This window comes from Rhodopseudomonas pseudopalustris (assembly GCF_900110435.1).
Classification (GTDB): Bacteria; Pseudomonadota; Alphaproteobacteria; order Rhizobiales; family Xanthobacteraceae; genus Rhodopseudomonas; species Rhodopseudomonas pseudopalustris.
This window is the reverse complement of the sequence record NZ_FODT01000010.1, coordinates 72,430-87,190: the sequence shown is the minus strand read 5'-3', so window position 1 is coordinate 87,190 and position 14,761 is coordinate 72,430. Positions and strand designations below refer to the sequence as shown.

The following is a 14,761-nucleotide window of genomic DNA, read 5'->3' as shown; positions in this document are numbered from 1 at the left end:
TACACGATCCGGCGCGGGATGAAACCCTCTTAGAACCGTTCAAGCTCTGTTTCATGATCCCTCTTAGTTAGGTTGCCCGCAAGCTTTCTCCAAGCCTGAAGGCAGCGATCAATGTCGGTTTCGCTACTCGACCAGCCGAGACTGATCCGTATCGCCGACTGTGCAAGTTCCGGACCGAACCCCATCGCCTCGAGCACATGCGACGACCGGACCTTGCCCGACGAGCAGGCCGACCCGGACGACACCGCGATTCCGGCGAGGTCGAATCCGATCACCGCGGTCTCGGCGCGCAATCCCGGCACCGCGAACAGCGTCGTGTTCGCCAGCCGCGGCGCGGATTCGGCGATCACAATTCCGCCTTCGCTGCCTTGGGTTTGCCTCAGGCCTGTTTCGAGCCGATTTCGCAGTTTTTCGATCCGGCTCATGTCCGCAGCCATGGCGGGAATCGCCGCCGCAACCGCCGCGCCAAAGCCAGCGATCCCGGCGACGTTCTCCGTCCCGGCCCGCCGGCCCAGCTCCTGACCGCCACCGCGCAGCAACGGCGCGAGGCCGGCCAGATTGGACCCGAGAACCAGCGCACCGACGCCCTTAGGACCACCGATCTTGTGCGCAGAAAGCGATACAAGATCGGCGCCCAGATCATTGATATTGAATGTTATTTTTCCGAACGCCTGCACTGCGTCGACGTGCAGGACGCCGCCAGCTGCATGGACGATACCGCCGATATCGGTCACCGGCTGGAGGGCGCCGGTCTCATTATTGGCGAGCATCACCGACACCAGCGCCGGTGGCCGGCCCGCCAGCAGGCTGCGCAGATGATCCAGATCGACGACGCCATCTCGCGTCACCCGAACGGTATCGATATGCTCTGGCGCAAACCGCCCGCCGGCCAGCACCGAGGCGTGCTCGATCGCCGAATTGACAAGCTGTTCAGACGGTTGGGAACCGATCCGGAGTCCGGGCATGAGCGCCAGCGTGTTGGCTTCGGTGCCTCCCGATGTGAACACGACGCTCCGCGCCTCGGCCCCGATCGCCGCGGCCACCGCCGCGCGGGCCTGTTCGACCATCCCGCGCGCCGCCCGGCCCTCGGCATGGATCGAGGATGGATTGCCGACCAGATCCAGCGCCGCCGCGATCGCCGCCCGCGCTTCCGCCCGCAACGGCGTTGTCGCATTCCAATCAAGATAGACCCGGTCAGCCATAACGAACTCACACCCTCCGCAACTGACTGGAACAGTTCCATTGCCGGAACCAGCGGCGCAGTCTCGGTTCTGAAACGCAATGGCGCTCAATATGCTTGCAATTGGCCCTGCGCTCCATGCTAGAACGCAGCTCCCCGTTCATCCCGCCGTCTTGCCTGATCTGCGGACGGCGACCGACGGCCGTGATTGGCAGAGCCCGCGCGCGCCCGGCCAAATCCAAATCTACCAAGGATCGCTGATGCCTGAAGTCATTTTCACCGGTCCCGCAGGCCGCCTCGAAGGCCGCTACCATCCCGCGAAACAGAAGAACGCGCCGATCGCGATGGTGTTGCACCCGCATCCGCAGTTCCGCGGCAGCATGAACCACCCGATCGTCTATCAGGTTTATTACGCCTTCGTGGCGCGTGGTTTTTCGGTGCTGCGCTTCAATTTCCGCGGCGTCGGCCGCAGCCAGGGTTCGTTCGATCACGGCACCGGCGAATTGTCCGACGCGGCGTCGGCGCTCGACTGGGCGCAGACCATCAACCCCGAAGCGCGCGCCTGCTGGGTCGCCGGTTTCTCGTTCGGGGCCTGGATCGGCATGCAGCTCTTGATGCGACGGCCCGAGGTCGAGGGCTTCATCTCGATCGCGCCGGAGCCGAACCGCTATGACTTCTCGTTCCTCGCGCCCTGCCCGTCGTCCGGCCTGATCGTGCACGGCGAAAAGGACATCGTCGCGCCCGCCAAGGACGTCAACACTCTGGTCGAAAAGCTGAAGACCCAGAAGGGCATCATCATCGACCAGCAGACCATCCCCGGCGCCAACCATTTCTTCGAAGACAAGATGGAGCCGTTGATGGAGACGGTGACGTCCTATCTCGACATGCGGCTGGCCAACGTCCGCTGATCTGATCGGTCCTCGCGAGCCCAGCGAAGCAATCCAGCGCGCGAGCGCCTGATTCTGGATTGCTTCGTCGCTTCGCTCCTCGCCACGAAAACCCCAATCAATCAGGGCCTTGCGATCAGCCCGCCGGTCATCGGAAACGCCACGCCGGTGGTCGCGGGATAGCTGAGCGGCAGGCCCTTCAGCCCCCGCGCGGCGAGGAAGCCGAACGCCTGGGCTTCCATCGCATCCGCCGACCAGCCGAGCGCATCGGCGCTCTCGACCTGCGCCGGCGCCAGTTGTTCGCGCAGCATCCGCATCATCGTCAGATTGCGAGCGCCGCCGCCGGTGACCACGACGCTGTGCGCAGGATTCGGCAATAACGGCACGATCTTCGCAATCGACCTTGCGGTGAATGCCGTCAGCGTCGCAGCACCATCGGCCGGCGACCAGTCGCCCAGCGCCAGTGCCGCGAAATCGTTGCGGTCGAGCGATTTCGGCGGCGGCTTGGCGAAAAACGGATGCTGAAGCGCATCCGCCAACCAGCCCTCATCCGGAACGCCCTGCGCCGCCAGTCGCCCCTCGCAATCGAACGGCTTGCCGATGGTGCGAAACATGAAGTCATCGAGCAACGCGTTGCCGGGACCGGTGTCGCAGGCGATCAGCGTTTCGTTGCCGTCGATGAAGGTGATGTTCGAGACGCCGCCGATATTGACCACCACGATCGGACCGTCGCGGCCGAGCGATTGCGCCAACGCACGGTGATAGACCGGGACGAACGGCGCGCCCTGCCCGCCGGCGGCGACGTCGGCGGCGCGGAAATCATACACGACAGGGATGTGGATCGCCTTCGCCAGCGCCTGCGCATCCCCGATCTGCACCGTCAACTTCGCGGCCGGACGGTGCAGCACGGTCTGTCCGTGAAATCCGACGATGTCGACGGCGTCCGCGGAAATCCGGTTCTGCGCAGTGAAGGCCGCCACCGCCTCCGCATGGGCGATCGTCACCGCGCGTTCGGCCTCGGCGAGGATGCCCGGCCGTGCGTCGCGCCGGTCGAGGCCGGCTGCCTCCGCCAGCGCCTGCCGCAGCAGGTCGCGTTCGCTCTCGGTATAGGGCCGGTAGCCCGAAGGCCCGAGCGCCGCCACCCGCCGACCGTCGGTCTTGATCAAGGCGACGTCGACCCCGTCGAGCGAGGTCCCGCTCATCAGTCCGATCGCCGTCAGCATCATTGAAGGCCGTCTTTCTCGTGCGGAACGTCAAACTTGTGTCAAACGCCCAGTTCTTATAATGCCACACGGCAACGCAATCGAAAGCCCTCTTGGGCTTACCGCGCAGCCGATTTGCGCGGAGCGTGAAATAACAGTGATAAGAGATCCACAAAGATGACCGCTTTTAAGTCTGATTTTATGAATGTGCTCCAGCAGCGGGGCTTCATCCATCAGATTTCCGACCCCGAGTCGCTGGACGCGCTGGCGTCGCGCCGCGAGGTCGTGGCCTATGTCGGTTACGACTGCACCGCGTCGTCGCTGCATGTCGGTCATCTGCTGTCGATCATGATGCTGCACTGGCTGCAGGCGACCGGCAACAAGCCGGTCGCGCTGATGGGCGGCGGCACCACCCGGGTCGGCGACCCTTCCGGCCGCGACGAGACCCGCAAGATCCTCAGCCTGGAGCAGATCGAAGCCAACAAGGTCTCGATCAAGCGGGTGTTCGCCAATTTCATCACCTTCGGCGACGACGGCAACAAGGCGCTGATGGTCGACAACGCCGATTGGCTGACCAAGCTCAACTACATCGAGATGCTGCGCGACCTCGGCCGCCACTTCTCGGTCAACCGCATGTTGACGATGGACTCGGTGAGGATGCGGCTCGAGCGCGAGCAGGAGCTGTCGTTCATCGAATTCAACTACATGATCCTGCAGTCCTACGATTACGTCGAACTGTCGCGGCGCCACGGCTGCAATCTGCAGATGGGCGGCTCCGATCAGTGGGGCAACATCGTCACCGGCGTCGACCTCGGTCGCCGCATGGGCACGCCGCAGCTCCACGCCCTCACCTGTCCGCTGCTGACGACTTCTTCCGGCGCCAAGATGGGCAAGACCGCGGCCGGCGCGGTCTGGCTGAACGGCGACATGCTGCCGGCCTATGACTACTGGCAGTACTGGCGCAACACCGAGGACGCCGACGTCGGCCGTTTCCTCAAGCTGTTCACGCTGCTTCCGATCGACGAAATCGAGCGGTTGTCCAAGCTGCAGGGCGCCGAGATCAACGAGGCGAAGAAGATCCTGGCCACCGAAGCGACCGCGCTGGTGCACGGCCGCGACGCCGCCGACAAGGCCGAGGCGACCGCACGAACCACCTTCGAACAGGGCGGCACTGCGCAGGATCTGCCGAGCGTCGACGTCGCGCGGGCGGAGCTCGATGCCGGCCTCAGCGTGCTGGCGGCGTTCGCGGAGAAATCCGGGCTCGTCGCCTCGAACGGCGAAGCGCGGCGGCAGATCAAGGCCGGCGGGCTGAAGGTCAACGACGTTCCGGTCACCGACGAGAAGATGGCGCTGACCGCGGCGGATCTGACCGCCGACGGCGTAATCAAGCTGTCGATGGGCAAGAAGAAGCACGTGCTACTGCGGCCTGCATAGCCCCATTCGTCGCAGGCGCTGTTCTTTCCCGCGGAAACGCGCTCCATGGAGCCAACGTCTCCCGGGAAGGATCGCCCCTTGGATCAGCGCATTTCGCAGCGGACCGGCCTCGTCGTGCTCGGCCTGTGCTTTGTGCTGGCGATGCTCGGACGCGGTCTCGGCGAGAGCTTCACTGTCTTTCTGCTGCCGATCTCGCAATCCTTCGGCTGGGACCGCGCCGAGGTCGTGTCGATCTATTCGCTGTCTGCACTGTGCAGCGGCCTCGCCTCGCCGCTGGTCGGCCGGCTGTTCGACCGCTCCGGGCCACGCGCGGTCTACACCCTCGGCATGGTTCTGCTCGGCGGCGCCTTTCTGGCGGCGGCGTTCGCGCAGCAGCTCTGGCAATTGCAGATCGCGATCGGCCTGTGCGTCGGGCTCGGCATCACCTTCACCGGCAATGTGCCGAATTCCATTCTGCTCGGGCGCTGGTTCGGTCCACGGCTGCCCACCGCGATGGCCGTGGTGTATTCGGCGACCGGCGCAGGCGTACTGGTGATGTTGCCGATCGCGCAGCTTCTGATCGACCAGATCGGCTGGCGCGGCGCCTATCAAAGCTTCGGCGCCGCGATGCTGGTCCTGCTGCTGCCGCTGCTGGTGCTGCCGTGGCGCCGCTATGCCGGCGGCTCGGAGGTGCTGGCGCAGTCGGCGCTGGCCGATCCTGCGGACGACGGCTGGACGCTGCGCAATGCGATTCGTCACCACGCGTTCTGGGCGCTGTTCGCGACGTTTTTCTTCACCGCGATCGGAATGTACGCGATCGCACCGCAGGTCGTCGCCTATCTGGTCGACGCCGGCTTTCCGCCGCTGCAGGCGGCCACCGCCTGGGGCTTCTCCGGCGTCGTGCTGGTGGTCGGCATGCTCGGCGTGAGCTGGCTCGACGGCGTGATCGGGCGCCGGCCGTCGATCCTGTTCAGCTACGCAATCTCGATCACCGGAATCGTGATGCTGTGGCTGGTGAAGTGGTACCCCAATTACTTCCTGCTGACGGGTTTTGTGCTGTGCTTCGGCAGCATGATCGGCTCGCGCGGTCCGCTGATCACCGCGACCGCAATGAAGGTGTTTCGCGGCAAGCAGGTCGGCCTGATTTACGGCACCATCGCAATCGGCAGCGGGCTCGGATCGGCGTTCGGCTCATGGTGCGGCGGCCTGATCCACGATCTCAGCAACAGCTATGACCCGGTGATCGGCTTCGCGCTGGTCAGCGTGCTGATCGGCATGATTCCCTTTCTGGTGGTGCCGGCGCTGCGCGAACGCCATTGAGCGCCTGCCGTTGCCGCCCCTGTTGCTACTCGCTTGCAAATTCCCGTCATGAATTCGCAATCGCTGCGTGGCATAGACCTCGCGCTGGCGGCACGCACGCTCCTGCGATCAGCAAAATGTGTTCGGCGGATTTGCGCTCGATCACATCGCCCAGGCCACGAAGCCGGGCACCATCGCCCGGCGAGCTGCTCACCCTAGGCTGCTCGCGCCGCGCTTTCGTTTCGGAGACATCATGACCACGACAACCCTCGATTCTGCCGACAAAAGTCCCAGTGAATACGGCGCCCTCGCCGTCACCATTCACTGGGTGATCTTCTTCGCCGTGATCGCGCTATTCGCCTCAATGAACTACGCGCAAGAACTGGACAAGGCCGACCCGCTCCGTCGCACGTTTTACGACTGGCACAAGGCGATCGGTACTTTGGTACTGGGTTTGGCGGTGCTGCGCGTTCTGTGGATCAAGATCCACGGTGCACCGGATTTGGTTCCGTCGCCGCGCTTCAGCAAGGTGATCGCCCGGATCAGCCACGGCCTGTTATATCTGCTGCTGCTCGCCCTGCCGGCGACCGGTCTGGGAATGACGCTGTTTTCCGGTCGCGGAGTCGATCTGCTCGGCATCCCGCCACTGCTCGAAGCAGACAAGGCAGTGGCCTGCGCGCTGCACGCGGCACATGGACCGCTGTTCCTGGCGACGGTCATCGTGGTCTTCATCCACGTCGTCGGGGCGCTGTGGCATCAGTACGTTCGGCACGACTCCACGCTCGGCCGCATGGTGCCGTGGCTGCGCGCCAAGGACTAAGCGCTACGGCGCGAAATTCGAAATCAGTTCGGCGGCGTCGGGAAATCGACGCCGTTGTTCTGTCGGCCGGTGTTGAACTCGAAGATCTTGCGCAGCACGCCCGGCGCCATCGCGGAGATCGGGTTGACGCGCAACACCGGTTGGCCGGGGGTTCCGACCACCTCATAGGTCACGCCGATCAGACCCTCGTTGCTGCCGCCGCCGAGGAACAGGCCGACGATCGGGATCTGCCCGAACATGTTGTTCAACCCGTACATCGGCACGAAGGTGCCGCTCATCCGGACCTGATTGGCGGGATAGTCGATCGAGCCCTCGATCGTCGCGCCGATGGTCGGCCCCTTCACGACGCCGTCGCGGACGGTAAGCTGGCCGTTTTGCCGAGTGAATTCGGCGCGCAGCCGCGAGAATGCAAGTCCCGCCGATGTGCCTCCGGGAGCGCCGGCGGCAGCGCGCTCGAGCGCCGCCTCGCCCTTCACCGTGAAGTCCCGAACATTGATCAGCCCTTCCTTCTCGCGGGGCTCGACGGTCGGCGGCTCGACCGCCAGCGCGAGCTGGCCGCCGTATATCTTGGAATAGGTGTCGGAAAAGCGGAAGAAAGAGCCGGCGTCGTTGGTCTCGAGATAGATCACTTCGCGGCCGCGGTTCTTGCCTCGCAGCTCGGCGGTGATCGGGGTGTCGCGGCCGAGCTTGCCGGCGAGGTTGAAGGTGCGGAACGCACCGTTCCTGCGGACCAGCTTGACGTCGACACTGCGTAGCGCCTCGCCGTAAAAACCGGCGACCGCGCCGAGCTTGAGGTCGAGGTCGAAATCGATGCCCTTGGTCTTGCTCTTCGGATCCGACTGCGTTCCCGACAATGCCGACTTGATGACGCCGCGGCCGTCGAACACGTCGCCGCGCATCACCACCTTGAGCACGCCGTCCTGGCCGCGATCGGCCTTCAGCGTGGTCTTGTCACCCTCCGACGGCGAATACACCGGGAAGGTGGCGTTGATCAGGTCGCCGTCCTGATCGACTTCGAGCGCGCCCTTGATCAAGGTCCCGCTGCCTTCGACCTGGATGTCCTCGAACCGCGTCGATTGGCCTTTCTGCAGCACGTTGAAGGAGGCGCGGGCCGCCTTTCCGGGCGGCTTGGTCCAGCCGGGAAGCACATTGTCGAGTTTGACCGCCGTGAGATCGGCGTCGATGCCGAGCTTGGTCTCCTGATCGCCATCGCCGATCTTGCCGGCCAGCTTGACCGGCACCGGGCCGGTGACGGCGCTCCCGAGATCAAGCCCGAGCTTGGCGCGGCTTGCATCATCGAGCGTCGATTGCAGCCGGACGTCGGCTTCGCCCTCCGCCGGCTTGCGATAGTCGAGCGTCGCCGGCTGGCCGTTGATTTTGACGTCGCCTTTGACCTGATAGCCCTGGTTGTTGGCGATCACCTTCAGCGTGTTCGCTTCGAGCTTCTGGCCCATCACGAGCTTGTCGGCGGAGAAGCCGTTCACGTCGGCGTTGATCGAATAGACGGTGTCGGCCTTGGTCAGCTGGCGCTGGATTGGCATTCCCAGCATGATCTGGGCGCTGACCGCCCCCTTGCTCGAATTCGGGTCCATCGGCACGTTGCTGACATCGCTGAGGCGGCCCGAAGACAGCACTTCAGCGACGGCCTGAACCGGCCCGTCGAGTTTGAACTTGATCCGCGACGGCGACGGCTTCGGCGCCATGTCCGGCACTTCGAACAGAATGTCCGACAATGCGATCTTGCGTCCACTCGGGCTCTCGGCATTGGCCTGCGCCACCGCGACCGTTGCGGTGCGGCCGGTGACACGAACCCGCATGTCGGCGTCGCGCACCGACGGCATACCGTCGACCGGATGGATCGTCGCGCCGCTGCCGATGATGTTGACGAGCAGCCCTTCGTCAGGGATCGGTGGGCCACGGCGCGACAGGTTCTTGACCGGCGAGTTCACCGCAATGTCGATGCTCTGGATCGAGCCCTTGTCGATCCGCTCATTGACCCATTCCCGCACTTCCGGGACAATCAGGACCGGCCACATCCGCTTCAGTGCGGAAATCGACATCGGCGTGCCGGCAAAGCCGAGCTTGAGCCGCGGCTCAGCGCCGTAGTCGATGCTGCCGGAGCCTGCGACGCCGATCTCGCCGTTGCTGATATCGGCCTGTGTCAGGAGCACCCGACGATTGTCGGTGTCGAAGCGAACCCGGACGGCGATGCGATTGAAGATCAGCGGCGCCTCGTCCGCTGCGCCTGGCAGCACGATGGTCCCGCCGGACAGGTTGAGTCGCCAATCAGCCGCGTTGCCGTTCGGCGGCTCGACCGACGCAAGCAGCGTGACGCGGTTGGCGCCGGCGATCACCTTCAACGGCGCCACCAGCACGCGGCGGTTGGCGTCCCACTCGAAATTGAACTCCGCCTGATCGATCGCCATCGGATAGTCGGGCGTGTCGTAGTCGATCACGGTGCCCGCGCCGGCGACCAGCTTGCCGCGGAAATAGGTCGGCAGGCCGTCGCGGCCGAGTTCGCCCTTGAGATCGCCGGTCAGCGGGAAATCCGCGCCATAGGTCAAATTCTTCACCCGCAACGCCAGCAGAATGTTGCGGGTCGGCACCTGATTGGCATGCAGCTCCACCGAGCGCACGCCGTCCTGCGCCGGGCCGACCAGGACTCGCAGCGACCAGGCCTTGGCGCCCTCCTCGCCGACGCTGAGCGCGACGCCGCCGCGGGTCGGCCTTCGCAGGCTGAGGCTGATATTCTCGAAATTCCAGCGATTGCCGCGCTGCTGGTCGTCGACGACCAGGTTGCCGTTCTTCAGGCCGATCTCGTTGAGGTTCTGGCCGTCGAGTCCGGTGAGGCTCAGGCTGTCGAGCCAGTCGAGCCCGGCGAGCAAGCTCTTCATGCCGTCGTCGCCATCGGTGGTCGCCGGTTTGCCGAGCGGCGCTGGCAATGCCGCGTCACCTTGGCCTGAAGGCGCCGCGGCGGTCGGCGCCTGGCCCGGCAGTGTAAATTCCGGCGGCCTGCGGGCCGATGCGACGCCGGTGGCGAGCGGCCGCGCGGTGTCGCCGGTCGACACCGTGACCTGACCGTCGGGAGTGATCCGGATCGCCAGTTCGGCATCGACCAGCCGCAGGCTTTCGGCCCGCAGCTTGCCCATCAGCAGCGCCCAGCCGGACAACCGAACTTCCGCCTTCGGCGCAGTCGCGACGATGACGTGGTCGCGATCGCGCACCACGATGTCGCGGATCCGCACTGCGATGCGAATTCGGCCCTCCCGTTCGATCTGAGTGCCGCCGACCTCGACGGTGTTGCCGTGGCCAATATTCTCCTCGATGGCGTTGGCCAGCCATGGAGTCGCCATATCGAGATTGATCGGCCCGGCGCCGAGCCGCAGCCATAGGCCGCCGAAGCCTGCCGTCAGCACCAAGACGACGACGACGGCGGCGATCGCAACCCTCTTCAGCCACGGCTCATCGGTCAGCCAATGGCGCCAGCGGCGCATCGATTCATCGACACGATGAAACCCGAGATTGCTGCGCGACAGCAGTTTGCGGGCACGGTGGCGGCCGGCTTCCTCGGGCTCGGGGTCCCAGCCGCCGTCCTGCCAATTCCTGGCTACATGTTCATCTGATTGCGAATCTTGCCCGGAATCGCGGGGCGACGGGTAGCTGGCCATAGCCTCTCGATGTACGTGCTCGGTCGCAGCTTGATCGCCGAGGGAGGATTGCGCGCCGACGCGCAGGATACGCTCCTGTGGCGGCATTTCTGCCTATCCTCGGTTGAACTGTTGACTCGCCGCCGGGCTGGCCGGCCTTCTCACAATCGAGTGGCCCGGGCACCGAATCCTTGCAACCATATCCCGAGGCCGGCGGATTTGCCCAGCAGCAGCGGTGCCGCAGCAATTTCCGCGAACCCTTGTTTGACCCGCCGAAAGCGACGAAAGGAAGGCGTATGTCCAAGCAATCGCGCGACAAATCCCCGAAATCGGCGACCGCGAAAAAGCCGGCGGCGAAATCTCCGGCCCCGGCCAAGAAGTCCGCCGCGACATCCGCGAGCAAGACTGCCGCTGCAAAGGCGAAGCCATTGGCTGCGGCCAAGGCCAAAGCCCCCGGCAAAGCGACTGCGGCGAAGCTCGCAACCCCGACCGTCGCCGGTCTCGCCGAGGGCGCCAAGGCGCCGGCCTTCACCCTGCCCCGCGACGGCGGCGATTCCGTAACGCTCTCAAGCTTCTCCGGCAGAAAGCTCGTGATCTTCTTCTACCCGCGCGCGAACACGCCGGGCTGCACCAAGGAGGCGATCGACTTCACCCGCCTCAAGCAGTCGTTCGAGGCCTGCGGGACCGCAGTGGTCGGCGTGTCCGCGGATTCGGTGAAGGCGCAGGATTCGTTTCGCGACAAGCACGACCTTGCGACGCCGCTGCTCTCCGACCCCACCCATGAGATGCTCCAAGCGTATGGCGCCTGGGGCGAGAAATCGTTGTATGGCCGCAAGTTCGAAGGGGTTATTCGCAGCACGGTTCTGATCGGCGGCGACGGAAAGGTCGCCCGTGTATGGCGAAATGTGAAGGTCGACGGCCATGCCGACCAGGTCCTCGCAGCAGCGCAATTGTTGTGAATCCATTCTCCGAAAATTAACCATGAGGGGGTCAAATCTGCCCGCGCGTTGAGCCGACTGACTGTTTCCGTCAGGCGCGGGAGTATCGATGTCCTACCGTTCCGGTCACCCTTCCGAACACCATCCCAACCACGCCCCGAACTACGGCCGGCCGCAGCCGCACCGGGCGCAGCGCCCGCATCCGGGGCAAAGGCCTTCTCCTGAAGTCCCCGCCGAGGCCTCCAGCTACACCATCGCCCATGCCGGCAAGCAGGTCCGGATCGGGCCGGTGGTGTTCTGGATCGTGGTCGGCACCATCGTTGCGCTGGGCTGCTGGTCGGCGGCCACCGCCACTTACTTCGCATTCCGCGACGATGTGCTGACGAGGCTGATCGCCCGCCAGGCGGAGATGCAATACGCCTATGAGGATCGCATCGCCGAGCTGCGCGCCAAGGTCGATCGCACTACCAGCCGGCAGCTGCTCGATCAGGAGCAATTCGACCAGAAGCTCGATCAGGTGATGCGACGCCAGACCATGCTGGAGTCGCGCGCCAGTGCGCTGAACACCCTGCCCGACGTCGTGGTCACCGGCAGCATCAAGAGCTCGCGGACGCCGTCGACCGACACTGCGCCGGCCGGGCCGCTGAAGCCTTCGCCGATCAACGACACCGTGATCTTCGTCGCGCCGCCGGACCGCGAGGCGCGGCTGGAGTCGCGTTCTCCCGCAGCCGCGCCGGCGCTGCCGACCACGCAATACGCCAAGGCGCAGGGCCTCGACACCGCGCTCTCCAAGCTCGAGCAGTCGCTCGATCAGGTCGAGAAGCGGCAGATCGCGGCGCTCGGCTCCGTCGAAGAATCCTACGAAACCCGCGCCCGCCGGATGCGCGGCGTCTTCACCGATCTCGGCCTCGACACCCGCGGGCTGGAAGCCGCTGCACCGCGCGCCGGCATCGGCGGTCCGTTCGTGCCGTTGAAGGCGCCGTCGACCAATGCCAGCTCGTTCGACCGCCAGCTCTATCGGATCAACCTCGGCCGCGCCCAGCTCGACCGCCTCAACCGGGCCCTGTCGCTGGTGCCGTATCGCAAGCCGGTGATCGGCAACGTCGAATTCTCGTCCGGCTTCGGCGTCCGCAGCGATCCGTTTCTCGGCCGCCCGGCGATGCACACCGGCCTCGATTTCCGCGCCTCATCCGGCGACCCGGTCCGCGCCACCGCGATCGGCAAGGTAGTGAATGCCGGCTGGCAGGGCGGCTACGGCCAGATGGTCGAGATCGACCACGGCAACGGCCTGTCGACCCGCTACGGCCACCTGTCGAAGATCATCGCCAAGGTCGGCCAGAGCATCCAGATCGGCCAGGTGATCGGCGAAGTCGGCTCCACCGGCCGGTCCACCGGCCCGCATTTGCACTACGAAACCCGCATCGACGGCGAAGCCGTCGACCCGCAGAAGTTTTTGCGCGCGGGGGTGAGGCTGGCTGGGGCGGGTTAGTAGCAATGGAATTGACTGAGAGGCACTTTTGGAAAATGGTGGGTTAGTTGACAACCAACCAAGTGCAGAAGCATGGATATTGACAGCGTCCTACCTGATTTCAGAAACTCGAATTCATTCGACGAAATCCGCGATCGTTTCTACAGCGCGGCACAAACGCTCATTCTTGACTATCAAATCGAGCGGGGCACAAGGCAGTGGCCGATCGAAGCGATTGAGCTGTATTTGTACCATCCCACCCTTTGGCGTGACTGCACTACTCACGGCGTTCGATATTGGGCCGAGCAGCAGCTCGAACGTGGGACGTGGTATGTCCACAGGAAGGGAAAGCCCTCGCCAAATCGATCCGGCATTGACATCACGTCGGGATCAAAAGCCGACGGCATATTCTGCGGACTACTGATCGCCGGAATTGGAGAAAAGAAAGGCTCATCGACCGCGCTGAAAACCATTGTCAGACCCATGGATGAAACTTTCGATGCGCCCAGGTGGTCAGACGATGAGAAAATTCTAATGAATCAAATCGATGGGACGCGAATTGAGGGAGGTGAGCTGAGACTAACCAAGTCACCCTTCCCCCGATCCATTCCATTGTACGTTGATACCAGACGTCTGGCTGGCGACCACATTCCAGCTAGATTTAAGGATGCGCTCCTTCGAATTGCAGCGCAGCGATGGCGTTGCGGTCCAAACGCCCAACCGCTGAACTAATAGTCGCAGAGGCCGTTACTCCACATCCTCGACACTGCCCGGCCCGGTCCCGAATGCGCGCTGCGCCAGGGTCGCGGCCATGAATTCGTCGAGGTCGCCGTCGAGCACGCCGGCGGTGTCGGAGGTCTGCACGCCGGTGCGCAGGTCCTTGACCATCTGATAGGGCTGCAGCACGTAGGACCGGATCTGGTGGCCCCAGCCGATCTCGGTCTTGGCGGCCTGATCGGCGGCGGCCTGCTCCTCGCGCTTCTTCAGTTCGATCTCGTACAATCGCGCGCGCAGCATGTCCCACGCCTGGGCGCGGTTCTTGTGCTGCGAGCGGCCGGCCTGACAGACCACCGCGACGCCGGTGGGAATATGCGTCAACCGCACCGCGGATTCGGTCTTGTTGACGTGCTGGCCGCCTGCGCCGCCGGAGCGCATCGTATCGACGCGGACGTCGGATTCCGCGATGTCGATCTTGATCGAATTGTCGATCACCGGGAAGATCTGCACCGACGAGAACGAGGTGTGCCGCCGGGCATTGGAATCGAACGGCGAGATGCGAACCAAGCGATGCACGCCGGCCTCGGTTTTCAGCCAGCCATAGGCGTTGTGGCCCGAGATCTGAATCGTCGCCGATTTGATGCCGGCCTCTTCGCCCTCGGACTCTTCGAGATATTCAATCTTGAAGCCGTGCTTCTCTGCCCAGCGCGTGTACATCCGCAACAGCATCGAGGCCCAGTCCTGGCTCTCGGTGCCGCCGGCGCCAGCGTGGACTTCGAGATAGCTGTCGAAGCGGTCGGCCTCGCCCGACAGCAGCGCCTCGAGCTCGCGCCGCGCCACTTCCTTCTTCAGCGCCTTGAGCGCCGCCTCGGCCTCGCTGACGACGCCGTCGTCGCCCTCGGCCTCGCCGAGTTCGATCATCTCGACATTGTCGGTGAGATCACGCTCGACCTTGCCGATGCCGGTCAGCGCATCCTCCAGCGAGGTGCGCTCCTGCATCAGCTTCTGGGCCTTCTGCGGATCGTTCCAGAGGTCGGGATCCTCGGCGAGCTTGTTCAGCTCCGCGAGGCGGACGGTCGACTGGTCGACGTCAAAGATGCCTCCTCAGCAGCCCGACTGACTGCTTGATCTCTTCAACGAGGCGTTCGATTTCTGCGCGCATGGAATCTCTGATGGGCAGCGCGACCGCA

11 protein-coding genes are annotated in these 14,761 nt (G+C 64.5%); 7 read left to right on the top strand and 4 right to left on the bottom strand.

The genetic code is table 11. The annotated features are described in order from the left end of the window. Nucleotides 1-29: 29 nt before the first annotated feature. Nucleotides 30-1,202: a cysteine desulfurase family protein gene (locus tag BMY71_RS18570; protein ID WP_092685704.1), complete on the bottom strand. Its 1,173-nt coding sequence runs from the start codon at nucleotides 1,200-1,202 to the stop codon at nucleotides 30-32. A 238-nt stretch (nucleotides 1,203-1,440) separates the two neighbouring features. Between BMY71_RS18570 and BMY71_RS18565 the strand changes: the two genes are divergently transcribed. Continuing rightward, the gene (locus tag BMY71_RS18565) at nucleotides 1,441-2,088 is read left to right on the top strand and encodes an alpha/beta hydrolase (protein ID WP_011441882.1); all 648 of its coding nucleotides are present in this window, start codon (nucleotides 1,441-1,443) and stop codon (nucleotides 2,086-2,088) included. A gap of 101 nt (nucleotides 2,089-2,189) precedes the next feature. Here BMY71_RS18565 and BMY71_RS18560 read toward each other — a convergent pair whose 3' ends face one another. Next, nucleotides 2,190-3,293 (bottom strand): anhydro-N-acetylmuramic acid kinase, encoded by a 1,104-nt coding sequence (locus BMY71_RS18560; protein WP_092685703.1) that lies wholly within the window; start codon nucleotides 3,291-3,293, stop codon nucleotides 2,190-2,192. Nucleotides 3,294-3,446: 153 nt separating this feature from the next. Between BMY71_RS18560 and tyrS the strand changes: the two genes are divergently transcribed. From tyrS to BMY71_RS18545, 3 genes are all read left to right on the top strand, one after another. Next, nucleotides 3,447-4,703 carry a tyrosine--tRNA ligase gene (gene tyrS / locus BMY71_RS18555; RefSeq protein ID WP_092685702.1) on the top strand — a complete coding sequence of 419 codons (1,257 nt, stop codon included), beginning with the start codon at nucleotides 3,447-3,449 and terminating at the stop codon, nucleotides 4,701-4,703. Nucleotides 4,704-4,781: 78 nt separating this feature from the next. Further along, entirely contained in the window at nucleotides 4,782-6,002 is a 1,221-nt protein-coding gene (locus BMY71_RS18550) for an MFS transporter (protein ID WP_092685701.1), read from the top strand. A gap of 232 nt (nucleotides 6,003-6,234) precedes the next feature. After that, nucleotides 6,235-6,801 (top strand): cytochrome b, encoded by a 567-nt coding sequence (locus BMY71_RS18545; RefSeq protein WP_092685771.1) that lies wholly within the window; start codon nucleotides 6,235-6,237, stop codon nucleotides 6,799-6,801. A gap of 23 nt (nucleotides 6,802-6,824) precedes the next feature. Here the strand turns inward: BMY71_RS18545 and BMY71_RS18540 are convergent, their stop codons facing one another. Next, nucleotides 6,825-10,556 (bottom strand): YhdP family protein, encoded by a 3,732-nt coding sequence (locus BMY71_RS18540; protein WP_092685700.1) that lies wholly within the window; start codon nucleotides 10,554-10,556, stop codon nucleotides 6,825-6,827. 188 nt (nucleotides 10,557-10,744) lie between these two features. On the opposite strand from BMY71_RS18540, the gene BMY71_RS18535 reads away from it, so the two are divergent. From BMY71_RS18535 to BMY71_RS24500, 3 genes are all read left to right on the top strand, one after another. Further along, complete coding sequence (locus BMY71_RS18535) at nucleotides 10,745-11,407, top strand: peroxiredoxin (RefSeq protein ID WP_092685699.1); 663 nt, start codon at nucleotides 10,745-10,747, stop codon at nucleotides 11,405-11,407. Nucleotides 11,408-11,495: 88 nt separating this feature from the next. Next, nucleotides 11,496-12,875 carry a M23 family metallopeptidase gene (locus BMY71_RS18530; protein WP_092685698.1) on the top strand — a complete coding sequence of 460 codons (1,380 nt, stop codon included), beginning with the start codon at nucleotides 11,496-11,498 and terminating at the stop codon, nucleotides 12,873-12,875. Between the two features lie 72 nt (nucleotides 12,876-12,947). After that, on the top strand, nucleotides 12,948-13,586 hold the full coding sequence (locus BMY71_RS24500; RefSeq protein ID WP_139202680.1) for a hypothetical protein: 639 nt from the start codon (nucleotides 12,948-12,950) through the stop codon (nucleotides 13,584-13,586). A gap of 15 nt (nucleotides 13,587-13,601) precedes the next feature. Here the strand turns inward: BMY71_RS24500 and prfB are convergent. Further along, nucleotides 13,602-14,733 (bottom strand): peptide chain release factor 2 gene (prfB, locus tag BMY71_RS18525; protein ID WP_139202679.1). Its coding sequence is split into 2 segments (ribosomal slippage): nucleotides 13,602-14,663 and nucleotides 14,665-14,733, totalling 1,131 coding nucleotides; the frame shifts between segments, so codons are not numbered across the junction. Nucleotides 14,734-14,761 lie beyond the last annotated feature (28 nt).

Excerpts from the sequence above, each read along its gene's own strand:
- BMY71_RS18530 (WP_092685698.1), top strand. The coding sequence starts at position 11,496 with ATGTCCTACCGTTCCGGTCACCCTTCCGAACACCATCCCAACCACGCC.
- BMY71_RS18545 (WP_092685771.1), top strand. The coding sequence starts at position 6,235 with ATGACCACGACAACCCTCGATTCTGCCGACAAAAGTCCCAGTGAATAC.
- BMY71_RS24500 (WP_139202680.1), top strand. The coding sequence starts at position 12,948 with ATGGATATTGACAGCGTCCTACCTGATTTCAGAAACTCGAATTCATTC.
- BMY71_RS18535 (WP_092685699.1), top strand. The coding sequence starts at position 10,745 with ATGTCCAAGCAATCGCGCGACAAATCCCCGAAATCGGCGACCGCGAAA.
- BMY71_RS18565 (WP_011441882.1), top strand. The coding sequence starts at position 1,441 with ATGCCTGAAGTCATTTTCACCGGTCCCGCAGGCCGCCTCGAAGGCCGC.
- BMY71_RS18560 (WP_092685703.1), bottom strand. The coding sequence starts at position 3,293 with ATGATGCTGACGGCGATCGGACTGATGAGCGGGACCTCGCTCGACGGG.
- BMY71_RS18570 (WP_092685704.1), bottom strand. The coding sequence starts at position 1,202 with ATGGCTGACCGGGTCTATCTTGATTGGAATGCGACAACGCCGTTGCGG.
- tyrS (WP_092685702.1), top strand. The coding sequence starts at position 3,447 with ATGACCGCTTTTAAGTCTGATTTTATGAATGTGCTCCAGCAGCGGGGC.
- BMY71_RS18540 (WP_092685700.1), bottom strand. The coding sequence starts at position 10,556 with ATGCCGCCACAGGAGCGTATCCTGCGCGTCGGCGCGCAATCCTCCCTC.